The organism is Patulibacter sp. (assembly GCF_030655195.1).
Lineage (GTDB): Bacteria > Actinomycetota > Thermoleophilia > Solirubrobacterales > Solirubrobacteraceae > Patulibacter.
The window spans coordinates 15,866-41,118 of record NZ_JAURWA010000126.1; the positions used below are offsets into that span (position 1 = coordinate 15,866).

At 73.9% G+C, this 25,253-nt stretch carries 20 protein-coding genes; 3 read left to right on the top strand and 17 right to left on the bottom strand.

The features are described 5' to 3' along the window. The first annotated feature begins 15 nt into the window (after window positions 1–15). Window positions 16–636: an NAD(P)H:quinone oxidoreductase gene (wrbA, locus tag Q7T67_RS13975; RefSeq protein WP_304790657.1), complete on the top strand. Its 621-nt coding sequence runs from the start codon at window positions 16–18 to the stop codon at window positions 634–636. A 124-nt stretch (window positions 637–760) separates the two neighbouring features. On the opposite strand, the gene gpmI is transcribed toward wrbA, so the two are convergent. From gpmI to Q7T67_RS14050, 15 genes are all read right to left on the bottom strand, one after another. Beyond that, a complete protein-coding gene (gene gpmI, locus Q7T67_RS13980) occupies window positions 761–2,335 on the bottom strand; it encodes a 2,3-bisphosphoglycerate-independent phosphoglycerate mutase (protein ID WP_304790660.1) in 1,575 nt (524 codons plus the stop codon). Then, window positions 2,332–3,090 carry a triose-phosphate isomerase gene (tpiA, locus tag Q7T67_RS13985; RefSeq protein ID WP_304790663.1) on the bottom strand — a complete coding sequence of 253 codons (759 nt, stop codon included), beginning with the start codon at window positions 3,088–3,090 and terminating at the stop codon, window positions 2,332–2,334. Before tpiA ends, gpmI begins: the two co-directional genes overlap by 4 nt. Window positions 3,091–3,254: 164 nt before the next feature. Further along, window positions 3,255–4,499 carry a phosphoglycerate kinase gene (pgk, locus tag Q7T67_RS13990; protein ID WP_304790665.1) on the bottom strand — a complete coding sequence of 415 codons (1,245 nt, stop codon included), beginning with the start codon at window positions 4,497–4,499 and terminating at the stop codon, window positions 3,255–3,257. A 175-nt stretch (window positions 4,500–4,674) separates the two neighbouring features. Beyond that, on the bottom strand, window positions 4,675–5,673 hold the full coding sequence (gap, locus tag Q7T67_RS13995; RefSeq protein ID WP_304790667.1) for a type I glyceraldehyde-3-phosphate dehydrogenase: 999 nt from the start codon (window positions 5,671–5,673) through the stop codon (window positions 4,675–4,677). 192 nt (window positions 5,674–5,865) lie between these two features. Then, window positions 5,866–8,055: an excinuclease ABC subunit UvrC gene (gene uvrC, locus Q7T67_RS14000; RefSeq protein WP_304790670.1), complete on the bottom strand. Its 2,190-nt coding sequence runs from the start codon at window positions 8,053–8,055 to the stop codon at window positions 5,866–5,868. 101 nt (window positions 8,056–8,156) lie between these two features. Continuing rightward, on the bottom strand, window positions 8,157–10,370 hold the full coding sequence (locus Q7T67_RS14005) for a lytic transglycosylase domain-containing protein (protein WP_304790673.1): 2,214 nt from the start codon (window positions 10,368–10,370) through the stop codon (window positions 8,157–8,159). Beyond that, window positions 10,370–10,642 (bottom strand): hypothetical protein, encoded by a 273-nt coding sequence (locus tag Q7T67_RS14010; protein WP_304790675.1) that lies wholly within the window; start codon window positions 10,640–10,642, stop codon window positions 10,370–10,372. Before Q7T67_RS14010 ends, Q7T67_RS14005 begins: the two co-directional genes overlap by 1 nt. Before the next feature lie 160 nt (window positions 10,643–10,802). Then, the gene (locus tag Q7T67_RS14015; RefSeq protein WP_304790678.1) at window positions 10,803–11,168 is read right to left on the bottom strand and encodes a TadE/TadG family type IV pilus assembly protein; all 366 of its coding nucleotides are present in this window, start codon (window positions 11,166–11,168) and stop codon (window positions 10,803–10,805) included. Between the two features lie 462 nt (window positions 11,169–11,630). Next, on the bottom strand, window positions 11,631–11,990 hold the full coding sequence (locus tag Q7T67_RS14020; protein WP_304790681.1) for a hypothetical protein: 360 nt from the start codon (window positions 11,988–11,990) through the stop codon (window positions 11,631–11,633). A 120-nt stretch (window positions 11,991–12,110) separates the two neighbouring features. Continuing rightward, the gene (locus Q7T67_RS14025; protein ID WP_304790684.1) at window positions 12,111–13,001 is read right to left on the bottom strand and encodes a response regulator transcription factor; all 891 of its coding nucleotides are present in this window, start codon (window positions 12,999–13,001) and stop codon (window positions 12,111–12,113) included. Between the two features lie 292 nt (window positions 13,002–13,293). Next, the gene (gene phoU, locus Q7T67_RS14030; protein WP_304790687.1) at window positions 13,294–14,052 is read right to left on the bottom strand and encodes a phosphate signaling complex protein PhoU; all 759 of its coding nucleotides are present in this window, start codon (window positions 14,050–14,052) and stop codon (window positions 13,294–13,296) included. Between the two features lie 37 nt (window positions 14,053–14,089). Next, window positions 14,090–14,974 (bottom strand): phosphate ABC transporter ATP-binding protein PstB, encoded by an 885-nt coding sequence (gene pstB, locus Q7T67_RS14035; RefSeq protein ID WP_304790690.1) that lies wholly within the window; start codon window positions 14,972–14,974, stop codon window positions 14,090–14,092. Further along, a complete protein-coding gene (gene pstC / locus Q7T67_RS14040; RefSeq protein ID WP_304790693.1) occupies window positions 14,971–16,974 on the bottom strand; it encodes a phosphate ABC transporter permease subunit PstC in 2,004 nt (667 codons plus the stop codon). The genes pstB and pstC overlap by 4 nt, the downstream gene beginning before the upstream one ends. A gap of 128 nt (window positions 16,975–17,102) precedes the next feature. After that, a complete protein-coding gene (pstS, locus tag Q7T67_RS14045; protein WP_304790696.1) occupies window positions 17,103–18,239 on the bottom strand; it encodes a phosphate ABC transporter substrate-binding protein PstS in 1,137 nt (378 codons plus the stop codon). A 187-nt stretch (window positions 18,240–18,426) separates the two neighbouring features. Beyond that, on the bottom strand, window positions 18,427–18,786 hold the full coding sequence (locus tag Q7T67_RS14050) for a winged helix-turn-helix domain-containing protein (protein WP_304790698.1): 360 nt from the start codon (window positions 18,784–18,786) through the stop codon (window positions 18,427–18,429). 125 nt (window positions 18,787–18,911) lie between these two features. On the opposite strand from Q7T67_RS14050, the gene Q7T67_RS14055 reads away from it, so the two are divergent. Then, complete coding sequence (locus tag Q7T67_RS14055; RefSeq protein WP_304790701.1) at window positions 18,912–19,547, top strand: DUF47 domain-containing protein; 636 nt, start codon at window positions 18,912–18,914, stop codon at window positions 19,545–19,547. 114 nt (window positions 19,548–19,661) lie between these two features. On the opposite strand, the gene Q7T67_RS14060 is transcribed toward Q7T67_RS14055, so the two are convergent. After that, a complete protein-coding gene (locus Q7T67_RS14060) occupies window positions 19,662–22,088 on the bottom strand; it encodes a glycosyltransferase (RefSeq protein WP_304790704.1) in 2,427 nt (808 codons plus the stop codon). Between the two features lie 189 nt (window positions 22,089–22,277). Between Q7T67_RS14060 and Q7T67_RS14065 the strand changes: the two genes are divergently transcribed. Next, on the top strand, window positions 22,278–24,752 hold the full coding sequence (locus tag Q7T67_RS14065) for a TIM-barrel domain-containing protein (protein WP_304790707.1): 2,475 nt from the start codon (window positions 22,278–22,280) through the stop codon (window positions 24,750–24,752). Between the two features lie 18 nt (window positions 24,753–24,770). Here the strand turns inward: Q7T67_RS14065 and Q7T67_RS14070 are convergent, their stop codons facing one another. Continuing rightward, entirely contained in the window at window positions 24,771–25,205 is a 435-nt protein-coding gene (locus Q7T67_RS14070) for an SRPBCC family protein (RefSeq protein WP_304790711.1), read from the bottom strand. Window positions 25,206–25,253 lie beyond the last annotated feature (48 nt).

Genomic DNA, 25,253 nt, shown 5'->3' on the forward strand with positions numbered 1-25,253 from the left:
GTCACGGAGGTCATCGTGAGCACGAAGATCCTGGTCGCCTACTACTCGTCGACCGGCAACGTCCATCAGATCGCCCAGGCCGTCGCGGCCGGCGCCGAGTCCACCGGAGCCGAGGTGCGCCTGCGTCGCGCGCCCGAGCTGGCCCCCGCCGAGGCGGTGGAGTCCAACCCCGCGTGGAAGGCGCACCTCGAGGCCGTCGCCGACGTCCCCGACGTCACCCCCGACGACTTCGTCTGGTCCGAGGGCTACGCCCTGGGCACGCCGACGCGCTACGGCACGCCGAGCGCGCAGCTCAAGCAGGTCATCGACGGGCTCGGCCCGCAGTGGCAGCAGGGCCTGCTGGCCAACAAGGCGGCGACGGCGTTCGTCTCGGCCTCCAACGCGCACGGCGGCAACGAGTCGACGCTGCTGACCCTGAACAACGTCTACGCCCACTGGGGCGCGATCATCGTCCCCTCGGGCTACACGAGCGCGAACCCGTACGCGGCCGGCGGCAACCCGTACGGCACGGGCTACGCCAGCGGCGGGGCCACCGACACCCCGCTGCCCGACGAGTACGTCGAGGCCGGCAAGGCGCAGGGCGCCCGCCTGGCGCAGGTGGCGCGGCTGATCGCGCCGCTCCGCGCCGACCGGTAGCCACACGCCCCGTAGGGATCCGAGGTGGACGGGGACCGAGCAGGTCGTTGCCCGCGGTGGGAGAGCCGTGCACCCGCACTGCCGACCGCCGCGGGTGGCGAGATCCGCCGTGTCCCCGTGCGCCTCAGGCCCTGCGGATCATCGACTCGCCCGTCATCGCGGCGGGCTGGTCGATGCCGAGGAGGTCCAGGACCGTCGGCGCCACGTCGGCGAGGATGCCCTCCTCGCGCAGCGTCAGACCCTCGCGGGTCACGACGAACGGCACCGGGTTCAGCGAGTGCGCCGTGTTCGGCGAGCCGTCGGGCTCCAGCATGTGGTCCGCGTTGCCGTGGTCGGCCGTGACCAGCAGGACGCCGCCGGTGTCGGTGACCGTCCGCACCACGTCCGCGAGGCACCCGTCGACGAACTCGATGGCCTCCACCGCCGCGGGGATCGACCCGGTGTGGCCGACCATGTCCGGGTTGGCGAAGTTGATGATCCCGAACCGCGGCTCGTTCTCGCCCCACAGGCGGATGAACGCGTCGGCCGCCTCGCGGGCGGACATCTGCGGCTTCTCGTCGTAGGTGGCGACGTCGCGCGGGCTCGGGACGACGTCGCGGTACTCCTGCCGGTGCTCGTCCTCGATCCCGCCGTTGAAGAAGTACGTGACGTGCGGGTACTTCTCGGTCTCGGCGACGTGGACCTGCGCCGCGCCGGCGGCCTCGATCACGTCCGCGAGGGTCACCTCGGGCAGCCGGGGCGGGAACGCGACGGCGTAGGGCCAGTCGGCCTTGTAGGTCGTCATGCAGACGTAGTCCTCGACGGCGACGACCGGCTCGCCGTCGGGGTGCCCCTCGACCTGTCCGCGGTCGACCTCGTCGAAGCCCGGCTCGGCCAGCGCGCGGGTGATCTCGCGGACGCGGTCGGGACGGAAGTTCGTGACGATCACCGCGTCGCCGGGGCGGATCGTCGCCTCGTCGCCGACGGAGGTCGCGGCGACGAACTCGTCGGTCTCGTCGCGGTCGTAGGCGTCCCGCACGGCCTGCACGGCGGTGTCGGCGTGGTGGAAGGCGGTGCCGTGGACGAGCAGGTCGTAGGCCTGCTGGACCCGGTCCCACCGCTGGTCGCGGTCCATCGCGAAGTAGCGGCCGATCACGGTGCCGATGCGGACGGTCGTGTCGTCCGTCGAGGCCTCGTCGGCCCAGTCCTGGACGGTCTGCAGGAACCTCTCGGCGCCCTTCGGCGACGTGTCGCGCCCGTCGGTGAACGCGTGGATCACCAGATCGGAGACGCCCTGCTCGACACCCGCCCCGATCAGCGCGTGCAGGTGCTCCATCGAGGAGTGCACGCCGCCGTCGGAGACCAGGCCGATCAGGTGGACGCGACGGCCGTCCTGCCCGCCGTCCGGACCGGTCAGCGCGCGGTGGATCGCCTCCGTCCTGGCGATCGACCCGTCCTTCGCCGCCTCGTCGATCCGCATGAGGTCCTGCTTGACGACGGCGCCGGCGCCGAGGTTCATGTGGCCGACCTCGGAGTTGCCCATCTGGCCCTCCGGCAGGCCGACCGCCGGACCGCAGGCGATCAGCTGCGCGTGCGGGAAGCGCTCCCACAGGCCGTCGAACGTCGGCGTCGACGCGAGCGAGACCGCGTTCCCGGGGCCGTCGGGCGCCAGCCCGAAGCCGTCGAGGATGACGAGGGCGACCGACGGCGCGCTCGTCATGCCCGGGCGCCCTCGACGATGCCGGCGAAGGACTCGGGGTCCAGCGCGGCGCCGCCGACGAGCGCGCCGTCGACGTCCGGGAGGGCGAGCAGCTCGGCGGCGTTGCCGGGCTTGACGGAGCCGCCGTACTGGATGCGGATGGCCTCGGCGGCCTCGGCGGAGCGCTCGGCGACGAGCGAGCGGACGTACCTGCACGTCTCCTGGGCCTGCTCGGGCGTGGCGACCTTGCCGGTCCCGATCGCCCAGATCGGCTCGTAGGCGATCGTGACCTTCGCGAGGTCCTCGTCGGCGACGTCGGCGAGGCCCTCGACGACCTGCGTCCGCAGGACCGCCTCGGTCTCGTCCCCCTCGCGCTGCTCGTCCGTCTCGCCGCAGCAGAGGATCGGGGTCAGGCCGGCGGCGAGGATCGCGGGGACCTTCGCCCGCAGGGCCTCGTCGGTCTCGTTGAAGTACTGGCGACGCTCGGAGTGCCCGACGACGACGCCGTGGACCTCGAGCTCGTCGAGCATCGCCAGGGAGATCTCGCCCGTGTAGGCCCCGCTGGGCTCGTGGTGCACGTTCTGCGCGTAGACCTCGATGGACGAGCCGCGCGTGGAGTCGACGACGGCCTGGATCGCCGTGAACGGGACGCAGACCCCGATCTGCACGTCGTCGACGGCGCCGGCCAGCGGCAGCAGGCCGGTGATGAACTCCTCGGCCTCGGCGATCGTCTTGTGCATCTTCCAGTTGCCGGCGACGAACGGGGTGCGGGACATCGAGGACCTCGGTGGTTCGGTGGTGCGGGGCGGTGGTGCGGCGCGTCTGGTGGCCGGCCCGGAGGACGCGGCCGGCGACCCGATGGGCCGCCTCTTCCCCGTCCCCGTGCGACGCGAACGGGGAGGGTGGTCGTCCCGGCGGCGGCCGGGACGGGCGCGGCGGCTCAGCCGCGGAGGACCTCGACGCCCGGGAGCGTCTTGCCCTCGATCAGCTCGAGCGACGCGCCGCCGCCCGTCGAGAGGTGGGTGACCTGGTCGCCCAGGCCGAACTGCTGGAGGGCCGCGGCGGAGTCGCCACCGCCGACCACGGTGGTGGCCGTCGTCTCGGCGACGGCCTCGGCGACGGTGCGGGTGCCGGGCTCGAACGGCGCCAGCTCGAACGCGCCCATCGGGCCGTTCCAGAAGACGGAGCCCGCGGCGAGGATCTCCTCGCGGTACGCCTGCGCGGTCTTCGGACCGATGTCCAGGCCCATCCAGCCGTCGGGCGTGTCGACGCCGTCGAGGTCCTGCTGCTCGGTGTCGGCGGAGAACTCGCGGCCGAGCGAGAGGTCGCTCGGGAGCAGCAGGCGGCAGCCCTTCTTCTCGGCGTCGCGCAGCGCGCGGGCGGCGGGCTCGACGCCGGCCTCCTCGCACAGCGACGAACCGACGTCGTGGCCCTGCGCCTTGAAGAACGGGAACGCCATGGCGCCGCCGATCAGCACGGTGTCGGCGCGGTCCAGGAACGCGTCGATGACGCCGATCTTGTCGGTCACCTTGGCACCGCCGACGATCGCGACGAGCGGCCGGCCGGGGTTCTCCAGGATGCCCTCGAGCGTCTCGACCTCTCCCTGCAGGAGCAGGCCGGCGGCGGACTGCTGCACCTGGTGGGCGACGCCCTCGGTGGAGGCGTGCGCGCGGTGCGCGGCGCCGAACGCGTCGTTGACGAAGACGCCGTCGGAGAGCGCGGCGTAGGCCTTGGCCAAGCCCTCGTCGTTGTTCGTCTCGCCGTCCTCGTAGCGGACGTTCTCGAGCATCAGGACGCGGCGGCCCTCGACGCCGGGCTCGAGCGCCTGCGCGGCCGCGGTGACCTCGTCGCCGACGACCGACGGGGCGAGCGTCACGCGCTCGCCGAGCAGCTGCTGCAGGCGGGCGGCGACGGGCGCGAGCGAGAGCTTGGGGTCGACGCCCTTCGGTCGGCCGAGGTGGGCGGCGAGGACGAGCGCGGCTCCGTCGGCGAGGAGCTTCTCGATCGTCGGGACGGCCGCGCGGATGCGCGTGTCGTCGGCGATCTGCTCGTCGGGGGCGTTGCTGTCCGCGGGCGGCTCGGAGGCCAGCGGGACGTTGAAGTCGACCCGGACGAAGACGCGCTTGCCGCTCACGTCCAGGCCCTCGAGGGTGCGGATGGGCGAGGTCGCGGCGTCGGGCGTCATGGGTGCGTGCGGGTCGTTTCTCGTGGGATGCGCGGTGGTGCGGGTGCGCCGGCGGGCCGACGCGGGCGCCGTCCGCCGTGGACGGCGGGCGGATGCGGGACAGCACCGCCCCGACCGGGCCGGCGCCCCGGGGACGACGGTCGGTCGGGGCGGGACCCGTCGGGTCGGCGGTCGGCTAGAGGACGCGGCCGACGAGGTCGACGACGCGGTTGCTGTAGCCCCACTCGTTGTCGTACCAGGAGACGACCTTGACCATCCGGCCCTCCATGGCGACCGTCAGCAGCGAGTCGAAGATCGAGCTGTGCGGGTCCTGCGTGATGTCGGTGGAGACGATCGGGTCCTCGGTGTAGGCGAGGATGCCCTTCATCGGGCCGTCGGCGGCGGCCTTGACGGCGGCGTTGATCTCCTCGACCGTCGTGTCCTTGGCGGTGCGGATCGTCAGGTCGACGACCGAACCCGTCGGCACGGGGGCGCGGACGGCGAAGCCGGAGAGCTTGCCCTTGAGCTCGGGGAGCACCAGACCGACGGCCTTGGCGGCACCGGTGGACGCCGGGATCAGGTTGACGGCGGCGGCGCGGGCACGGCGGAGGTCGCTGTGCGGGGCGTCGAGCAGGCGCTGGTCGCCCGTGTACGCGTGGATCGTCGTCATCAGGCCGTGCTCGATGCCGACGGCGTCGTTGATCGCCTTGGCGAACGGCGCGAGGCAGTTCGTCGTGCACGACGCGTTGGAGATGATGTGGTGCTGGTCCTTGTCGTACTGGTCGTCGTTGACGCCCAGCACGAGCGTGATGTCCTCGTTCTTCGCCGGGGCGGAGATGATGACCTTCGACACGTCGCCGCCGAGGTGGGCCTTGGCCTTCTCGGCGTCCGTGAAGAAGCCGGTGGACTCGATGACGACCTGCGCGCCGACGGACGCCCAGTCGATGTCGCCGGGCTCGCGCTCGGCGAAGATCTTGATCTCCTGGCCGTCGACGATCATGCCGTCGTCGGTCGCCTCGACCGTGCCCTTGTAGGGCCCGAGCAGGGAGTCGTACTTGACGAGGTGGGCGAGCGTCTTCGGGTCCGTGAGGTCGTTGACCGCCACGAACTCGATGTCTGCGCCCGAGGCCTTGGCGGCGCGGAAGACGTTGCGGCCGATGCGGCCGAAGCCGTTGATGCCGACGCGTACGGTCATGAAGCCGTCCTTCTGGTCCAGTCGAGGGTGCGATGCGAGAAACGACGCAGGCCCCCCGAGGCGCCCTGTGCGCCGGGAGACCTGGGAAGAGGGCTGAGGCTATAGGAGCGGGCCCCCGGCGCGGAGCCACGCACCGGCCTCCCGGACGGTCGGCGGGGACCGCCGACCCGCCCCCGCCCGCGGGGCGGCCCGTCAGGAGCCGCCGCGGTGCAGCTGGACGTAGATCTCGCGTGCGAGCTTGCCCGGCAGGCCGGGCGTGGCCTCGAGCTCGTCGCGGCTGGCGGCGACGACGGCGTCCGGCGAGCCGAAGTGCTGGATCAGCGCCTTGCGCCGGGCCGGACCGACGCCGGGCAGGTCGTCGAGCACCGAGGTCGTGAGCTTCTTGTCGCGTCGGCCCCGGTGGTGGGTGATCGCGAACCGGTGCGCCTCGTCGCGGGCGCGCTGGAGCATCTGCAGCCCCGGCGTGTCGTGGCCCAGGACGATCGGGACGCCCTTCCCGGGCACGAAGACCTCCTCGATCCGCTTGGCCAGGGACACGACGGCGACGCCGCGCTCGACGAACGTCTCGAGCGCGCCGATGCCGGAGGACAGCTGGCCCTTGCCCCCGTCGATGACGATGAGGTCGGGCAGCGCGGCGAAGGACGCGTCCCGGTTGGGCTCGTTCATCCCCTTCTCCTGCTGGCGGGTCCACTGGGCCATCCGCCGGCGCAGCACCTCGTTCATCGACTTGAAGTCGTCGGGAGTGCCCTCCTCGAGGTCGCGGATGATGAACCGCCGGTAGTGCGCCTTGGACGGCATGCCGCCCTCGAGCACCACCATCGACGCGACGGTCTCGGTGCCCATGGTGTGCGAGATGTCGTAGCACTCGACCCGCATCGGCAGCCGCTCGAGCCCGAGCGACGCCTGCAGGTCGGAGAGCGCGCCGGAGCGCTGCTCGCGGCTGCGCTCGGCCCGCAGCCGCTCCTGCCCGAGGGCCAGCTCGGCGTTGCGCGTGGCCATGTCGAGGATCCGACGCCGATCGCCGCGCTGCGGGGTCGTGACCTCGACGCGCTTGCCCCGGACGTCGGCCAGCGCCGCGGCCAGCGGCGCGTGGTCGCGCACGGCGTCCGGCACGAGCACCACCGGCGGCACGACGGCCCCGGCGTAGTAGCGCAGCAGGAACTGCTCGAGCACCTCCGCGACCACCGCGTCGTCGGCGGCGAGGCGCGCCCCGAAGCCCCCGGGCTCGGCGGGATCGAAGGGCACGACGTCCTCGTCGTCCCCCGGGTCGACGGCGGTCGGGTCCTCCGGCGGGTCGGCGGACGCGGATCCGGCGCGGGCGTCCGCGCCGGAGGTCGCGTCGTCCGGCTCGGGGGCGTCCGGCGCCGCGACGGCCCCGGTGGCCCCGGCGGCCTCGAGGTGCGCGGTGGTCCCCGGCACCGTGGCGCCCGGGGCGATCGTGGCCGCGGTGGTCCCGACCGCCGCGGCCTCGGCCCGGGCCGCGAGGGCCTCCCCCGCCACGCCGGTCAGGTAGAACGACTGCCGGTCGACGAGGGAGCCGTCGCGGACCTGGAAGACCTGCGCGTTGGCGTCGTCGCCCTCGACCGTCACGGCGATCGCATCCAGCGAGCCGATGCTGTCGCTGGTCACCCGCTGGCGCTCGAGCAGCGACCGGACGGACTGCAGCCGGTCGCGCTCGCGGGCGGCGCGCTCGTAGTCCTGGTCGGCGGCGGCCTCCTTCATCCGCGTCTCGATCCCGGACTCGATCTCCCGGTAGCGGCCCGCCAGGAAGGCCATCACGCCGTCGATCTGGTCGCGGTACTCCGCCTTGCTGACGTAGTCGACGCAGGGGGCCGTGCACCGTTCGATGTGGTAATCGAGGCACGGCGAGCCCGACCGGCGACCGGGCTCCGCGCCCCGGCAGGTGCGGTACTGGAACAGCCGCCCGAGCAGCTCGAGCGTGTTGCGCACGCGCTTGGCGTTGGAGTACGGACCGAAGTAGCGGTTGCCCGGGCGGTGCTTCTCGCGGGTCGGGTAGACCCGCGGGTAGTCCTCGCGCAGCGTGACGCAGATGTAGGGGTACGACTTGTCGTCGCGCAGCCGGATGTTGAACTGCGGCTGGTACTGCTTGATGAAGCCGTTCTCGACGAGCAGCGCCTCCGTCTCGCTCGAGACGAGGACGAACTCGATGTCGTCGATGACGTCGACCATCTCGACGGCGCCGCGCGTGACGGAGTTGTTGAAGTGGTTGGCGACCCGCTTGCGGATCGACTTGGCCTTGCCGACGTAGATCACGGTGCCGCCGCGATCCCGGAAGAGGTAGACCCCGGGGCCGTCGGGCAGCGCCCGGCGTTGGGTCGTGAGCCGCTCCTTGCGACCCGCGTCCGAGGAGAGGGGAGCCATCCTCTCCAGGATACGCGGGGGTCGCGGACGACCCCGGTCCTCAGTGGCGAACGGGCCGTCGGCCGGCGAGACCGGCCGCGGCGGTGCGGTCGGGCGCCCGCTCAACGCACGAGCCTGATCGACAGGACGTCGGCCAGGCCCCCGGCGGGGTCGTAGCCCTTCATCAGCGCCACGATCGTCGCGACGTAGTGCCGGGTCTCAGGGAACGGGGGCACGCAGCCGCACGGCGCCACGTTGCCCTCCCCCGCGTTGTAGGCCGCAAGGGCCAGCTGCACCGACCCGAACCGCCGCAGCAGGAGCGACATGAGCCTGGCCTGCGCCGGGATCGCCTGCTCCGGATCGAACGGGTCGCGCAGCCCCATCGCCCGGGCCGTCCCGGGCATGAACTGCGCGATGCCCTGTGCGCCGGCCGGGGAGCGGGCGCCGGGATCGAACCCGGACTCCTGCTTCAGCTGCGCCGCCAACAGGGCCGCCGAGACCTTGAAGCGGATGCTGGCCGCCAGGATCGTCGGCCGGAACCGGGCGGGCGTCCACGCCGGCAGCGCCCCGGAGCTCGCGGGCGCCTTCGGGTTGCGTCCCTGCTCGGCCACGTGGCTCGAGCCGGTCTCGCGGACGAACCCGAAGTGCCAGGGCTCCCAGCTGTAGCGCTTCTTGAACCCGAAGCGCATCGCGTTGGCGGCGAGCCACCCGTAGGCGCCGTTCGGCCCCAGGTCGAGCTCGGTGCCCAGGCGGTGCAGGCTCGTCCCGGGCCGCGCGACCCACTTCGGGTCGGGATGCGCCGCGAAGAGCCGCGCCTGCTCGGCGTTGGAGCGGAAGCCGCTGGTCACCGAGAGCGGGTGCCCGGCGGCGGTCGCCGCCGCGTTCATCCGGTCGAAGGCCAGCGCGACGTCGGGGCGCATCGGCTTGCCCTGTCGCCGTGAGAGCGGTCCGTCGTACTCGTCGCCGGACGTCACGTCGACGGGAAGCGCCGGCGGCGAGAGCTCCGCCGTGGCCTCGACGGACGTGCCGAGGTCCACGCCCGCGACCGCGGTGCTGCCCGGGGCCCGGACCCGGACGGTCAGCGGCCCCGCCTCGTCCGCGACGGGATCCGGGAAGGTCACCCGGACGCCCGAGAGCCCGTTGGAGGTGGCGGCGCGCCGCGCGGCCTCGATCGCCCGGTCGCGGTAGCGGTCGACGCCGATGGTCGGCGGGGAACCGGCCCTCGAGGGCCAGTCGGTGCGCATGCGGTCCGCGGCCGCCAGCGCCGCCAGGTCGACGGCCCGCTGCCGGTCCTCGCGCCCGCCCATCGCCGAGGCCACCGCCCCGAGGACCCCGGCCAGGACGAGCGCCAGCAGCAGGGCCCCGAGGATCATCGGCAGCGACTGCCCCGCGTCCTCGGCCGCCCGGACCCGGACCTGCGACCGACCGACCCATCCCGCCCGCAGCAGCACCCGGGCCACCGGGCCGGTCGGGACCGGCACCCGGGCGACCTCGACGCCGTGCCGGCAGAGGGTCCGCCCGCACGCCGCCAGGGCCGCCGGTCCGCCGTCCGCGTGGACGAGGCCCGCCCGCTCGATCGGCGCCAGGAACGGTGCGCCCCAGGGCCCGGCGATCACGAGCACCACCGGCCCGAGGCCGTCGGCCCTCTCCAGGCGCTCCGCCGCGGCGACGGCCTGCACGTCGTCCGCGGGCAGCTCGACCCGCACCGTCCGTCCGACCGCGACGGCCTCGACCCCGCAGCTCGCCGCGTGCACGGCCGTCCGTCGGGCACCGGCCGTGCTCGTGGTGCCCTCCGCGGACGGCCAGCCTCCCCGCGGGTCCCACAGCGCGAGGACGGGCGCGGCCGACCGCCGCGACCGCGCAGCCGCCGCCGCGACCGCCGCCCCGGCCACGAGGGCACGGTCGGCAGGGGCCAGGACGACCGCGAGGCCCCGCGGATGCTCCTCGGGGCGATCGACGGAGCGGCCGCCGGGACGACGGACCGTCCTGCCCGCCCTGACGTCGCGAGGCCGGCCCTCATCGCCGGCCGCGCCGCCCGCCCCGCCCCGGAGCCGTCGACGGAGGCCCTGCCCCGGCCGGTGCGTGCGACCGTCCTCGTCGGTCGGGTCGGGGGTCTCGGCGCCGGGGCCGGCGATGCGGTCCCGCCCCTCCGCGGCGTCCGGCCGGCTCTGGTCGTCCGGAACGGGGGCCGCGTGTGCGGTCGAGGCCGGACCGGGCCGGTCGCCCAGGCCGGGGCCGGGGTGCTCGGTCGACGCCGGACCGGGCCGGTCGCCCGGGGCGAGGCCCGTGTCGTCGACCGGCTCGGGCCGCAGGACGAGGGCGCGGAGGGACGGCATCAGCGACCCTCGCCGCGTCGGGCGACGGCCCGGCGCTCCGCGTCGAAGCCCGACACGAGGCCCCGCGGACCTTCGGCACGCACCCGGACGACGATCCGAGGCCCGTCGACGGACACGCGCAGGCGCTCCTTCCCCACGTCGGGGATCGCTTCGCGGGCCGCGTCCTCGGGATCGCGGCCCTGCATCACCGCCAACCCTGCGGCGTGCGCGGCGAGACCGGCGGCCTCGCCGGCCCGGTGGGCGCTCAGCGCCACCGCCAGGGCGACGACCACGAGTCCGACGATCGGAGCCAGGGCGACGGTCTCGACGGACGCCTGCCCACGTCGGTCCTCCAGGACCGCGCCCGGGGCGACCCCGACGCGTCCCCGGGCATCGCAGGATGCGGGGCGTCCACGGAACGCTCGCGCTGCGGCGACGTCGACCGGTCGCGGCTCATCGCTGGGCCTCCAGGTGGGCGACGGCGCCGACGGTCCCGAAGGAGACGGGGAGGATCGACGGCACGGGCAGGCGGACGTGCAGGGTGTCGCCGTCGCGACGGACGGTCGCCCCGGCGCCGCCGATCGGCGCCGCCCGCCGTACGGCTGCGCCCGGGTCCCGGCCGACCGCCGCGGCGCGGGCGCCGGCACGGGCGGCCGTCCCGGCCGACCAGGCCGCGAAGCCCGCCAGCGTGGCCTGCAACAGCGCGAGGACGACGAGCGCGAGGATCGGCAGGAGGGCGACGAACTCGACGCTCCCCTGCCCTGCCTCGCCCCCGGGGAGCGGCAGCGGCGACGGCGGCACGAGCGGGGGCGGCGACATGTCCGCAGCCTGTCCCGGGCGCCCGTGTCGGAACCACCGTCCGATCGCGCCAGGATCGTGTCGCGGGCGCGGCGTTTCTCCTCGACCGGCGGGACCGTTCTCCGGGGTCCGTCGGAAAGGCGGGTACTCCGGCCTCTCACATCACCGGACCAGCCGCGACCCAGGGCACCGGTCCGGAACGGGGTGCCAGAAGCCGGCCGACCGACCACGCGTTACCGGGATCGTGCACTCCTGCATCACGAATCCGGAACACGATGGTGGCCGCAGCCCGTCCGACGGCGCGTTACCAGAATCGCGCACTCCTGCGTCACGAATCCGGAACGCGGCGACCACGGGACCCCGCCTGGCCCCGCGTTACCGGATTGGTGCGGTCCCGCATCACGAATCCGGAACACGAGGCCGGCCGCCCTGCGGCCTCACCCCGCCGTCCGCCACTCCTCGGCCGTACCGAGGCCCTCCCGCCTAGAAGACGTCGCGCCAGCGCTGGTAGACCGCGTAGAGCATCACGACGGGCATCAGCAGCAGAACGATGAAGAGGACCGTGCCCGGGCCCGTGTCGGTCAGGGACGGCCGGGCGGCCATCGCGACGACGAACGAGCCGAGACCGGCGAAGAAGAGCAGGCGGTGGGCGTCGCCCAGCTCCTCGAGGCGTCCGCGGTGCTCGCGGTAGATCCGGGCCCCGAAGAGGACCAGCGCGGCGAGGATGAGCGCGCTGAACGCCGCACCGACGGCGTTGGCGCTGTTCTGCCCCGACGGCACCGCGTAGACGATCGCCGCGAGGGCGACGACGATGAGGAGGGCGCGGACGCGGTCCGTGGTCACGTGGTCAGCCTACTCCGCCGGGGTCACCCGACGCCGCGGTGCCGCGACACCGGCGTGGCGGAACTCCGGGCGCTGCGACAGGCCTGGGCGTCTGCGACGACCGGGCCGTGGGGGTCGCCGTCAGACGCGCTCGGCGAACGCGGCTTCGAGCGCGTCGCCACGGAGGGCGCTGGCGCGGTCCTCGGCGAGCAGCTCCTCCGGCGTGCGGACGCGACCGGCCGGGCGCTCGGGCTCGGCGACGAGGTCGCCGACGGGCTCGGGGGCGAACCGGTAGCCGACGCCGAAGTGGGTGTGGATGTAGCGCCAGCCCGGCGAGGCCTTGTCGAGCTTCTGGCGCAGCTTGCGGACGAAGACGTCGACGGAGCGGTCGCCGCGGGCCATGGCGTAGCCCCAGACGCGCTGGTAGATCTCCTCGCGCTCCAGGACGCGGCCCTCGGCGGCGGCCAGGAGGTCGATGAGCTCGAACTCGCGCTTGGTCAGCTCGGCGGAGACGCCGGCCGCGAAGGCCTGGAACTGGTCGCCGCGGATCTCGAGCTCGCCGGTCAGGCGCGGGCGCTGCTCCTGCTGCGGCTCGACCCGGCGGCGTCGGCGGGCGACGGCCTCGATGCGGGCCATCAGCTCGTCGGGGTGGCAGGGCTTGGACACCCAGTCGTCGGCGCCCAGGCGCAGGCCACGGACGCGCTGGGCGACGCTGGACTGCCCGGTGCAGACGATGATGCCGAGGCCCGGCATGCGGGTCGCGACCTTCTCGAGGTACTCCCAGGCCTGGGGCCCGAGGATCGCGACGTCGACCACGAGGGCCGCGAGCCGCATGGCGACGAGGTCCTCGACCGGCACGGGGCTGGCGAGCGTGCGCTGCTGCCACCCGGCGCGCTCGAAGCGCTTGCCGAGGACGTGGAGGAAGCCGCTGTCGGTGTCGATCACCGCGACGCGGAGGGTCCGCGAGACGGTCGAGCCCGAGGCCGGACCGTCGGCGACCGTCGTTGCTGGGGCGGACTGGTGCTCCTGCATCCCGAGGGAGTGTAGAGCGCGGTCGGACGCCCGCGACGGGTTTCCCGGCCCGGACACAACCTCTTCACAACCGACACCCCCCGCGTACGCTGCCCGCCGTTCCGCGAAAACCGCTCCCCTGCAGGACGTCCGGCCCCCGGGCCGGGCCGCCGACCCCGCCACGCGCCGGAGCGGTCGCCCGACCGGACCCGGGAGGGCGTCGCGCGGGCCCAGGGAGCCGTGGCTCGGACCCAGGAGGCCGTCGCCCGGGGGACCGCACCCGGCAGCCGCCACCGCGCGCCCCGCCCCGGGGTCAGGTCGGCTCGCCGGCCCCGTCGTCGGGAGCCGGGTCGCCGCCCGCCGGCGGGACCGCCGGGCCGACCGGACGCCGGCGTGCCAGGCGGGCCGCCCGGTCGCCGAACTCGGGGTAGAGCCCCTCGACCACGAACGCGACCTGCTCGCCGATGTCGACGGCGTTGTCGCCGATGCGCTCGAAGGCCCGGGCGACCATGGTCATCGTCATCAGCCACTCGCGGGTGTCGATGTCGTCGCCCAGCTCGATCGCCAGGCGGAAGACCTCGCGGTTGAGCTCGTTGAGCTCCTGGTCGCGCCGGACGATGTCGAGCGCCAGGTCGACGTCGCGCAGCTCGAGCGCCTGCCGGCACTGAACGACCTCGTCGCGGGCCAGCGCGCCCATCCGGAGGATCGGCGTCAGCACCTCGGCCCGCCGCGGCGGGTCGTTGCCCGTCAGCGGGATCAGCTTGGCGATGTTCACGCACTGGTCGCCCATGCGCTCGAAGTGCTTGGCAACGTGCAGCAGCGAGGCCACGAGCCGCAGGTCCCCCGCCACGGGCGCCTGCAGCGCGAAGAGCGACAGCACGCCCTGGTTCACGTCGAGGTAGCGGCCGTCGACGCGGTCGTCGTCCGCCATCACGAACGTGCCCAGCTCCACGTCCTGCTGCTCGAGCGCCTCCGTGACGCGCTCGACCTGCCGGACGATGAGGTCCAGCGCCCCGAGCGTCGCCTGCTCGAGGTTCCGGAGCTCCTCCCGGTACTGGCTGCGCGTCGTCACGATGAGGACCGTACCCGTACGGGGTCGACCGAATCGTCTACGAGAACTTCCCGGAGACGTACTCCTCCGTGCGCGTGTCGGAGGGGTTCGTGAAGATCTTCGACGTCTCGTCGACCTCGACGAGGTCCCCGAGGTACATGAACGCGGTGCGGTCGCCGACGCGGGCGGCCTGCTGCATGTTGTGCGTGACGAGGACGATCGTGAACTCCTGCTTGAGCTCCTGGATCAGCTCCTCGACCTTCAGCGTCGCGATCGGGTCCAGCGCCGAGCAGGGCTCGTCCATCAGGATCACGTCGGGCTTGATCGCGATCGTGCGCGCGATGCAGAGCCGCTGCTGCTGCCCACCGGAGAGGCCGACGCCCGGGGCGTTCAGGCGGTCCTTGACCTCGTCCCACAGACCGGCGCCGCGCAGCGCCCACTCGACGCGCTCGTCGTGGTCGACGTCCTTGACCTTGTTGAACTTCAGGCCGGCCGCGACGTTCTCGCGGATCGACATCGTCGGGAACGGGTTGGGCCGCTGGAAGACCATGCCGATCATGCGGCGGATCGCGACGACGTCGGTGCCCGTGGCGTTGATGTCGACGCCGTCGAGCAGGATCTCGCCCTCGACGCGGGCGCCGGGGATCTCCTCGTGCATGCGGTTGATCGAGCGCAGGAGCGTCGACTTGCCGCAGCCCGACGGCCCGATCATGGCGGTGACCTGGTTGGCGCGGTACTCGAGGTCCACGCCCTTGACGGCCATGTTGTCGCCGTAGAACGACTTGACGTTCTTCAGCGTGACCTCGTGGCCGGTGCCGGTCACGGCCGGCCTGGCGGCCTTCGTGGCGGGGTCGGCGGCGATCGAGGCGGGCGTCTGCAAGGGGGTCTCCACGCCGTCGGCGATCGACGTGTCGCGCGTCGGGGTCTGGGGATCGGTGCTCATGAGATGCGGCTCCTGCGCTGGGCGAGTCGGGCGACGAGGCTGAGGAGGAGGATCAGCACGACGAGCGTCAGTGCAGCCCCCCAGGCGCGGTCGTGCTGCGCCGACGACGAGGCGGTGACGTCGGCGTAGATCTGGGCGGGAAGGGTGTTCAGCGGCCCGTTGGGGTCGCCGACCAGGGCGGTGGCCACCCCGGCGGTGAAGATGATCGGGGCGGTCTCGCCGGCGGCGCGGGCGATGGCCAGCAGCGCGCCGGTGACGAGGCCCGGCAGCGCGGTCGGGAGGACGATCCGGAGGATGACCTTCCAGCGCGGCACGCCGAGGGCGAGCGCGGCCTCGCGCAGCGCCGACGGCACCAGGCGGAGGACCGGCAGCGACGAGTTGATGACGATCGGCAGCATCAGCAGGCCGAGGGCGACGGACGCCTTCCAGCCGGCGAACGGCACGCCGCCGACCTGCGAGACGACGAGCGAGATGTAGACGAAGAGGCCGAAGACGACGGACGGGACGCCGGTCATCACGTCGACGAGGTAGCGGACGAAGCCGCCGAACCAGGTGCCCTGGCCGTACTCCACGAGGTAGACCGCGACGGCGATGCCGATCGGCACCACGACGACCGCGGCGAGGCCGACGACCTCGAGCGAGCCGACGATGGCGGAGCGGATGCCGCCGAGGTCCTGGCCGGCGGTCGAGGCCGCGGCGTCGCCGCCGAGGAACCGGTTGGCGTTGCTCACCGCGCCGGCCGCGCCGGTCGGGTCCGTCGTGAAGAAGTCCCAGGAGATGGCGCCGCCGCCGCGGATGACGAGGAAGGCGAGCAGCGCGACGAGCGGCAGCAGCGCGACGCCGGTCAGGAAGCCGACGGAGCCGCGGGCGATCGAGTCGACCCGCTTGCGGCCGCTGAGCGACGTGACGAGCTCCGGCAGGTGCGGGCGGGGGACGCGCGACATCAGGGACGGGCCCTTCGGCGCCTCGCCGGCCGCGGAGGCCGCGGCGGCCTTCTTCGCGTCCTTCTCGGCGCGCACCAGACGCGACTCGGCGCGGGAGATGTAGCCGCGGGCGACCGCGTTGATGACGAGGGTCACGGCGAAGAGCAGCAGGCCGGCGCCGATCAGCGCGGCGCGGTGCTCGGGGCTCGCCGTCGCCTCCTGGAACTCCAGCGCGATGACCGAGGCGAGCGTCGAGCCCTGCGAGAAGAGCGAGTCGCCGACGCCGGACGTGGCGCCACCGATGAGGATCGCGACGGCGATGGTCTCGCCGAGCGCGCGGCCCAGGCCGAGCATGGAGCCGCCGACGATGCCGGCGCGCGAGTACGGCAGGACGGTCGAGCGGATCATCTCCCAGCGCGTGGCGCCGAGGGCCAGCGCGGCCTCCTTCTGGTCGGCCGGCACGGTGGCCATGACCTCGCGGGAGATGGCGGAGACGATCGGGATGATCATGATCGCGAGGATCAGCCCGGTGATGAAGTAGTTGGCGGCCGAGACCTCGCCCCCGATGAACGGGATGAACGAGAAGGTGTCGGCGAACCACTGCTCGATGCCCTTGATCTTGGGCGCGAGGAAGAGGAAGCCCCAGAGGCCGTAGACGACGGACGGGACGGCGGCCAGCAGCTCGAGCGTGCCCGAGATCAGGCCGCGGAGCTTGACCGGCGCCAGCTCGGTGACGAAGAGCGCGGTGGCCACGGCGACCGGCACGCCGATGATCAGGGCGACGATCGAGGTGATGACGGTGCCGGCGACCAGTGCGCCTGCGCCGTAGGTGTCCTGCGACGGCAGCCAGTCGACCTTGAAGACGAAGTCGAGGACCCCGTAGGCGGCGAAGACCGGGCGGGCCTCGACGAAGAGCTTGATCAGGAAGTACGCGAGCAGGACGAAGATCAGCCCGGCCAGGGCGGTCAGCGCGCCCTTGACCCATGGATCGAGCCAGCTGCCCGTCTTGGTCCGCGCGAGGTGGTCGCGAAGACGGGCCCCTGCGTCGGTCGGTGCTTTGACGGTGCTGGATTCCATGGCGGCGGCTGGTGGTCTTCTGCGGGCGTGAGCGGGGCGTCACTGCAACTGCTGATCCGGACCGCCGTGCCCCCGAGGGGGCAGGGCGGTCCGGACCGGTTCCGCGGACCCGAGGGCCCGCGGGGTGATCAGCGGGTGGCGGCGATCGGCGCGCCGTTGCACTCGAGCGAGTCGACGGCGGCCTGGGCCTTCGTCTTCACGCTGTCGGGGAGCGGGGCGTAGGCGAGCTTCTTGGCCTCGTCCTGCCCGGCCGCGAGGCCGTAGGTGAGGAAGCCCTTGATGTCCTTCGCGACGGCCTCGGTCTTGCCGGCCTTGCAGAGGTCCTTCGCGACGACCACGAAGGTGGCGGACGCGTCGGGGTAGGTCTGGTCGCCCTCGGCGTTGCCGATCGCGAAGCGCAGGTCGGCGGGGACCTCGACGCTGTCACCGGCGGCCGAGACGGACTCGAGCGTCGGGTCGACGTAGTTGCCGGCCTTGTTCTTCAGCGAGGCGTACGTGAAGTCGTTGTTCAGCGCGTAGGCCTGCTCGACGTAGCCGATGGAGTTCGGCGTCTGCTTGATGGCGGCGGCGACGCCGTCGTTGCCCTTGGCACCGGTGCCCGTCGGCCACTTGACCGACTTGTCGACGCCCGGGCCGTCCTCCCACTTCTTGGAGTACGCGCCGAGGTACGACAGGAACGCCTTCGTCGTGCCGGACTCGTCCGAGCGGTGGACGACGGTGATCTTGGAGGACGGGAGCGTGACGCCGGGGTTCTGGTCGGCGATCTGCTTGTCGTTCCAGGTCGTGACGTCGCCCAGGAAGATGTTGGCGAGCGTCTCGCCGTCGAGCTTCAGACCGGTCTTCACGCCCTCGACGTTGTACGAGGCCGTGACGGCGCCGAAGAACATCGGGATGTTCAGGACGTCGCCGTTCTTCTTCTCGGCGGCCTTCAGCTCGTCGTCGTCCGTGGCGGAGTCGGAGCCGCCGAAGTCGAGCGTGCCGTCGGTGACGCCGGCGATGCCGGCGCCGGAGCCCGTGCCGGCGTAGTTGAAGCTCAGGCCCTGGGCCTTGAGGTTCGCGCCCCAGGTGTCATAGACGGGCTTGGCGAACGTCGAGCCGCCGGCGTTGATCGAACCGGTGAAGGAGGGTGTGCTCTCCGCGGCCGTGGACGTGGCGGCGCCGGAGGCGGCCGTGGTGCTGTCGGTGTTGTCGTCGGAACCGCAAGCGGTGACTCCGAGGGCGAGGACGGCGGAAGCGCCGAACGCGGCGAACGTACGAGTGCGCACGTGGTCTCCTTGATTGCTCAGAACGTGACGCCGAGGAGGCTGGCAGCGCTCGCTGCACATCCTGTTACTCGGCCGTGGTCGTGATGTGAAACGGGTGTGAAGAAGTCGTTCACGCGTGCGACGGGGAGTCGCAGCGGCGTGACGGAGGGCACACGGCGGCCCGTCGGGCCGCCGGCGGATGAGCGCATCAGGCCATCGGCTCCGGGGCGAACCGGTAGCCGAAGCCGATGTGCGTGTGGATGAAGCTCCAGCCCGGCGCGGCGGCCTCGAGCTTCTGCCGGACCTTGTGGACGTAGACGTCGATCGAGCGGTCGCCGGAACGCAGCGGACCGCCCCAGACGTTCGAGAACAGCTCGTCCCGCGCCACGACGTGGCCGGAGCGCAGGGCGAGCGCGGACAGCAGCTCGAGCTCGCGGACGGACAGGCTGACCGCGCGGCCGGCGACGAGCGCCAGGCCCTCCGACGGCCGGATCTCGACCTGGGCGACGCGGATCGGGCCGCCGTCGCCTGGGCTTCCCGCGTCCACCGCTCGGGTCTCCGTGCTCATCGCGTGCAGTGTCCGACGCGGGCACCGTGCTCCCGGTCACCATCCCGTGAACGGTCCGTGAACGGGATGTGAACACTCGTCCTCAACCCCGAAACGGACGGCGTCCGCCGCTAGCGTGGCCCGGGATGCCCGCCGGTCCACGAGCACAGACCTTCGACCCCGCGATCTCCGAGCTGCTGCTCGACTTCGCCGGGACGATCGAGACGTCGACGCGCCTGCTGCGCGACCTGGTGCACACGTACCCGGAGGGGACGGCCCTGCTCGAGGACCTCGTAGCGGCCGAGCACGAGGGCGACCGGATCGCCCACGACCTGATCCATCGCCTCAACGGCGCCGACCGCTCGCGCCTGCGCTGCCCGTTCGACGTCGAGGACGGGTTCCGCCTCGCGACGGCCCTCGACGACGTCGTCGACGACGCCGAGGCGGCCGGCGACATGCTCGCCGTGTACCGCGTCGAGGCACCCACGGACCAGGCGCTGCAGCTGGTCGACATCCTCGTCCTGGCGGCCCGCCAGGTGGCCCTGGCGCTCGAGGCGCTCTGCGACGGCGAGGACATGGGGCCCGCCCTCGTCGAGATCAACCGGCTGGAGAACGACGGCGACCGCATCAGCCGCGACGCGATCGCCTCGCTGTTCGAGGAGGGCGTCGACCCGCTCTTCGTGATCCGCTGGAAGGACATCTACGGCGCCTTCGAGAACGCGATCGACGCCTGCGAGACCGTCGCCCACCACCTCGAGGGCATCGGGCTCAAGAGGCGGTAGGGCGCGGGACGGACGACCGCCCCGCAGCGTTCCGGGCGACGGCCACGCGTTCCCGCGCAGCCGCAGGCGGCCGGGTCCCGCCCAGCGACGCTCCCGCCCGGGCGACGCTCCCGCTCAGGCGACGCGCTTCTGCCCCGTCTTCGGGCGGACCAGCTCGCGGGCGGCCGAGGCCTCCGCCTCGCGCCGCGCCGCGCGCAGCGTCCCCGCCGCCAGCGCCCGGGCGTAGCCGTCGGCCAGACGACCCATCGCGGCCTCCCACGTGCGGTCCTGGACGCGCATCAGGCCCCCGAGCGCCAGGCGCCGGCGCAGGCCGGGCCGGCCGGCCACGGCGACCAGGGCGTCGGAGAGCGCGCCCGCGTCGGCGGGGCGCAGCAGCCCGGAGACCCCGTCCTCGACGATCGACAGCGGACCGCCCTCGCCGACGGCGACGATCGGCAGCCCGGAGGCCTGCGCCTCGAGCAGGACCTGGCCGAACGTGTCCGTGCGGCTGGCGAAGAGGAAGACGTCCGCGTTGGCGTAGGCGTCGGCGAGGTCGTCGCCCGAGAGCCAGCCGAGGAACGTCGCGTGCTCGCCGAGCCGCTCGCGCAGGACGTGCTCCTCGGGCCCGCCGCCGGCGAGCACCATGTGCAGCCGCGGGTCGCGGGCCCGGGCGCGGAGGAACGTGTCGCAGAGCAGGTCGACGCCCTTCTCGGCGCTCTGCCGCCCCGCGTAGAGGACGTTCACGCGGGTCGTCTCGTTCGGGGCCGCCCCCAGGACGCGCACGGCGGTCTCGTCGGAGCGGCGGGTCGGGCGGAAGCGCTCGACGTCGACGCCCCGGTCCCAGCGGCCGACCGCGTCCGCCGCGACGCCGAGCTGCCGGACGGCCTCGTCGCTCTGCGGGCTCGGGGTGACGACGACGTCGGCCTGGCCGTAGAAGACCGCCAGGACGAGGTCGGCGTAGGTCTGCAGCCGCGGGTCGGCGGAGCGCAGGCCGGTGTAGCTGCCCAGCTCGGTGTGGTAGCTGGCCAGCACCGGGATGTCGAGCATCTTCGCCAGCGCGCCGGCGACGATCCCCGCCGGTCCGGGCGAGCAGAGGTGGACCACGTCGTAGCGGCCCTCCGCGATCTGCTCGACCAGGGCGGGGACGCCCGGGATGCCGACCTGGAGGCCCGCGTAGAACGGGATGTCGACGTCCGCGACGGCGGGCAGGCGCCGGTCGACGCGGACGTCGGTGCCGATGACCTCGACCTCGTAGCCGGGCACGCCGATGCGGCGGAGGGTGTCGATGGTGTGCGTGACGCCGTGCATGCCGCCGATGCCGTCGGCGACGAGCGCGACCCGCGGCAGCTCGCCGTCCAGGCGGGTCTTGAGCTTGCGGCGCTCGCGGCCCAGGAACGCGGCGGCGGGCGCGTAGGGCAGCGCCGGCAGGAGCGCGTCGAGGAGCTGCCCGCCGATCGCGGTCAGGTCGGGCTCCTCCCCCGCTCCGACCCGCTCGGCCGCGGCGACCACGGCCTCGACCGTCTCGGCCAGCTTGCCCTCGTGGGCGGTGCGCGCCCGGCGGAAGAGGTCGCGGTGGTCGAAGTCGTCCTCCTGGAACATCGCCAGCAGCTGGCGGGCGGTCAGGTCGCGCAGGCCGACCGCGTCGAGCCAGGCGCGCAGGAGCATCCGCGCGTCGTCGGGCGTGATCTCCTGGTCCTCCGAGCCGCGCCGCACGTCGCCCTCGGTCATGAGCGACGAGACCATCGTGGCGATCGCCTCGGGGCGCGGGCGCTCGATCGGCGCATCGGGCGCCTCGCCGCGGGGGTCCACGCCGAGCGAGCGGATCGCGATGCCCATGGCGGCGTGGGTCCACTTGGCCGCGCTGCCCTGCGTGCCCTTCGCGACGGCACGACCGGCGCGGATGTGCGCGAGGTACTCCTCGGGCGTGTAGGCCAGCGGCGTCTCCGTGAACGTGCGGCCGATGTCGACGCCGGCGTGGTCGTCGGTGCCGCCGATGCCGATCCCGCCGCGCACGTCGATGAACGTCGCGGCCGGCGCGTTGAGCTCCCGGGCGCGGGAGCCGTTGCGGACCTCCCAGATCGGGAAGAGCTCCGCGAGCTGCCGGCGGTGGCGCGCGGTCAGCGGCGCCTCGACGGAGTAGAAGGGGTGCGCCAGCGCGGTGGTGATCTCGTTCTGGTGCAGGTACTCGGCGCAGCGCACGACGTCGTGGTTGTGCGCCTGGAGCCAGTCGTGGTCGTCCTGGGTGATGCCGAGGCAGAGGACGTGCACGGCCTGCGGCTCGCCGCGGAACCAGACCGTCAGCTCCTCGCCGACGAAGACGTCGGGGCGGTCGGCGATCTGCAGGGCACCGGCGATCGTGTCGTGGTCGGTGATCGTCACGAAGTCCATCCCGCGGCGCTTGGCCAGCTCGTAGACCTCCTCCGGCGGCGTGGCGCACTCGGGCATGCCCACCGAGCGCTGGACGCCGAGCTTGGAGAACTCCGACGCGGTGGAGTGGACGTGGAGGTCGCACCGGGAGAGGGCCGGCGGGACGTTCGGAACGCTGCCTGGGCTGGGGCTCATGCGCCCTAGGCTCCGCCCCGGCGGGCCGGGTCGAGTGACGGCGGCGTGTCCGACCGGTGACGATGGAGTGAAGACGGACGGATCTCCCGTGCGGGCGCAGAACCCGCCCGGTTGCAGGCGGTTCGCCGGATGGGTCGTGCTTCACGGGACGTTCACCGGGACCGCGGAGGGGTGGCCCAGCATGCTCCCGTGAGCACCGCTGCGCCCACCGCCCCCGCGCTGCCGGTCGTCCTGGGCCGCGGACGCGTCTCCGTGCTCGTCGGCCTGGCCCCGCTGCGCGTCGACGTGCTGCGCGACGGCCGGACGGTCGTGGCCGGCCTGGAGCCGTGGGCGTGCGACGGCACGGTCGACGACCGCTTCGTGCGCGTGACGGAGGGCGTCGTCCCGCGGGAACACCGCGAGCCCGAGGACCGGATCGTGCGGGCGCGGCCGGTGCCCGGTGCACCCGACGGTCCGGGGCCGGCGGACGACGATCCGGGCGCCGTGCCACCGGCGCGGTCCGAGCGGACGACGACCACGGCGACGTTCGCCCTGACGTTCGCGTCGGGCCGGACCGGGACGCTCCGCGTCGCCCTCCCGGAACCCGACGTCGTCCACGTCGACCTGACCTCGGACGCGCCGCCGCGCCCCCCGGCCCCCGCACGGGCCGTCCGCCGTGTGCGCGGCGCCGCCGCGGAGGACGACGGCCCCGGGCCACACCTGCGCACGGGGGTCCGCTGGACCGTCGACCGGCCGCGCCTGGCGGGTCTCGGCGCCCGGCACCACCCCTCCGTCGACCACGCCGGGCGGGACATCCAGCTCGGCGCGGACCGCCGCTACCTCGGTCCCGGGTGCGCACCCGCGCTGGCCGCGCGCGGCGGGATCCCGCAGGGCGACTACGCCCCCGTGCCGTTCCTGCAGACCGACGCCGGCTGGGCCGCGTGGCTGGACACGGCCGGCAACGGCACCCGGTTCGACCTCGACGGCGGCCGGGTCTCCCCCAGCGTGCGGACCGTCGCCGGGCCGCTGCGGCTGCGGCTGCACCTGCACCCGCGGCCGACGACCCGCCTGCGCGCCTTCGCCCGCGCGACCGGACGCCCGGCGCTCCTGCCGGCCTGGGGCTACGGGTTCTGGAAGTCCCGCGACATCCACCAGCACCAGGACGAGGTGATGGAGGACGTCCACGGCTGCCGGTGGCACGACATCCCGGTCGACGCCGTCGTCCTCGACTCGCCGTGGGAGACGAACTACAACACCTGGCGCCCGAACCCCCACCAGTTCCCGGACTTCGCCGGCATGGTCCGCCGGCTGCTCGACGACGGGGTGCGCACCGTCGTCTGGGTGACGCCGTGGGTCAACGTCGACTCCGCCGGCGGCCAGTCGCCGTCGGACCCCGCGTCGATCCGCATGCACCGCCGACCGGCCGAGACGTACGCCGAGGGCGCGCGGGCCCGGGCGTTCCTGCGGCCGCCCGCGGCCGAGGCCCGGGACCACGCCCGCGAGATCCGCGGCACGATGCGGCGCGCCGGCGACGACGAGCTGCAGGGCCTGCCCGACGCGGACGTCCCCTACCTGGCGCAGTGGTGGATGGGCCGGGGTTCCCCGATCGACTTCACCGGGCCGGGCGAGGCGTGGTGGCGGGCCCAGGCGGAGGAGGCCCTGGCCCTGGGCGTCCGCGGCATCAAGGCCGACGACGGCGAGGGGTACTACCTGCCCGAGGACGTCCGCTTCGCCGACGGCTCCACCGGCGCGACGCGCGCGTGGCGCTGGGGCGACGACTACCGCCGGTCGATGCGCCGGGCGCTCCAGAACACCCACCCCGGCGACGGCGTCCTCTTCGGCCGTTCCGGCTGGACCGGACAGCAGGCCACGGGGATGCTCTGGGGCGGCGACCAGGCGTCGGACTTCTGGTCGCTGCGGGTGCTCCTGGCGGCGACGGTCTCGGCGGCCCACTCCGGGATCTCGAACTGGTCGCACGACGTCGGCGGCTACCTGGGCGACGCCGGCGTCAAGCGGGCGACCGGCGAGCTGCTCGTCCGGTGGGCGCAGCTGGGGTGCTTCACGCCGCTCATGCAGGCCCACGCGCGACTGGAGCAGGAGCCGTGGACCTACGGGCACGAGACGCTCGCGCTGTTCCGCGGGGCGGTGCTGCTGCACGAGATGCTCGTCCCCTACGTCCGGGCCGCCGCGCGCACGGCGGCCCGGACGGGCGTGCCGATCGTCCGGCCGCTGAGCCTGCTGGACCCGTCCGACGACGCGCTGTGGGGCGTGCCCGACGCCTTCGCCTACGGCCCGTCGCTCGTGGTCGCCCCCGTCGTCGACGAGGGGGGCGTGGAGCGGAGCGTCCCGCTCCCCCGCGGCCGCTGGATCGAGGCGTGGTCGGGCGCGGAGGTCGTCTCCGGCGGCGGGTCGACGGTGACGGTCGACGCCCCGCTGGACCGCGTCCCGGTCTGGGTGCGGCGCGGGGCGATCGTGGTCACCCACCCCGCCCACCACGTCGCCCGGGGGCTCGGGTCCGCCCCCGACGACGAGGTCCCGTACGTCGCGACGCTGTGGGGCGAGCCGGAGCACGGGCGCGCCGTGGCGCACCTGCCCGACGGCGCCCCGGTCCGCTGGGTCCGCGGCCGCTGGGAGCTGCCGCCCGGGCACGACGTCACGGTCGCGATCCGGGGGATCGGGACCTGAGGGCGGCGGGCCGCGACGCTAGAGCAGCTCGCCGCCGAGGCGCTCGGCGAGCGCCCGGCCGTAGCGCGCCGCACGCTCCTCGGTCGACGGCCGGCCCTTCGGCCGGCGGTGCCAGGGACGGCCGGTCCAGGTCGTCGTGACGTCCATCGTGATGCGGCAGCCCGGGCCGTCGGGCTCGAAGGTCTGCTCGACGTCGAGCCGCTCGTGCCCGTCGACGACCGCGAAGGCCACCATCGTGGGGCGCTCGGAGTCCGTGAGCTCCGCCTCCGTCTCCCGCCCGTCGTCCGCCGTGCGCTGGTCGTAGCGCGCCCCCACGCCGCCGGTCAGCCCGCCCGCGAGCACCGACGAGGCGACGTCGAAGCGCCACTCCGGGTGGGCGGCGAGGTCCTCGAGGTAGGCGTGCAGGGCGCCGGGGTCCAGCGGTGCGGTCAGCTCGACCCGGAACGTCTCCATGCGCCGCATCCTGGCAGGCGCCCGGCGGGCGGGACGGCGGGCGGCGGC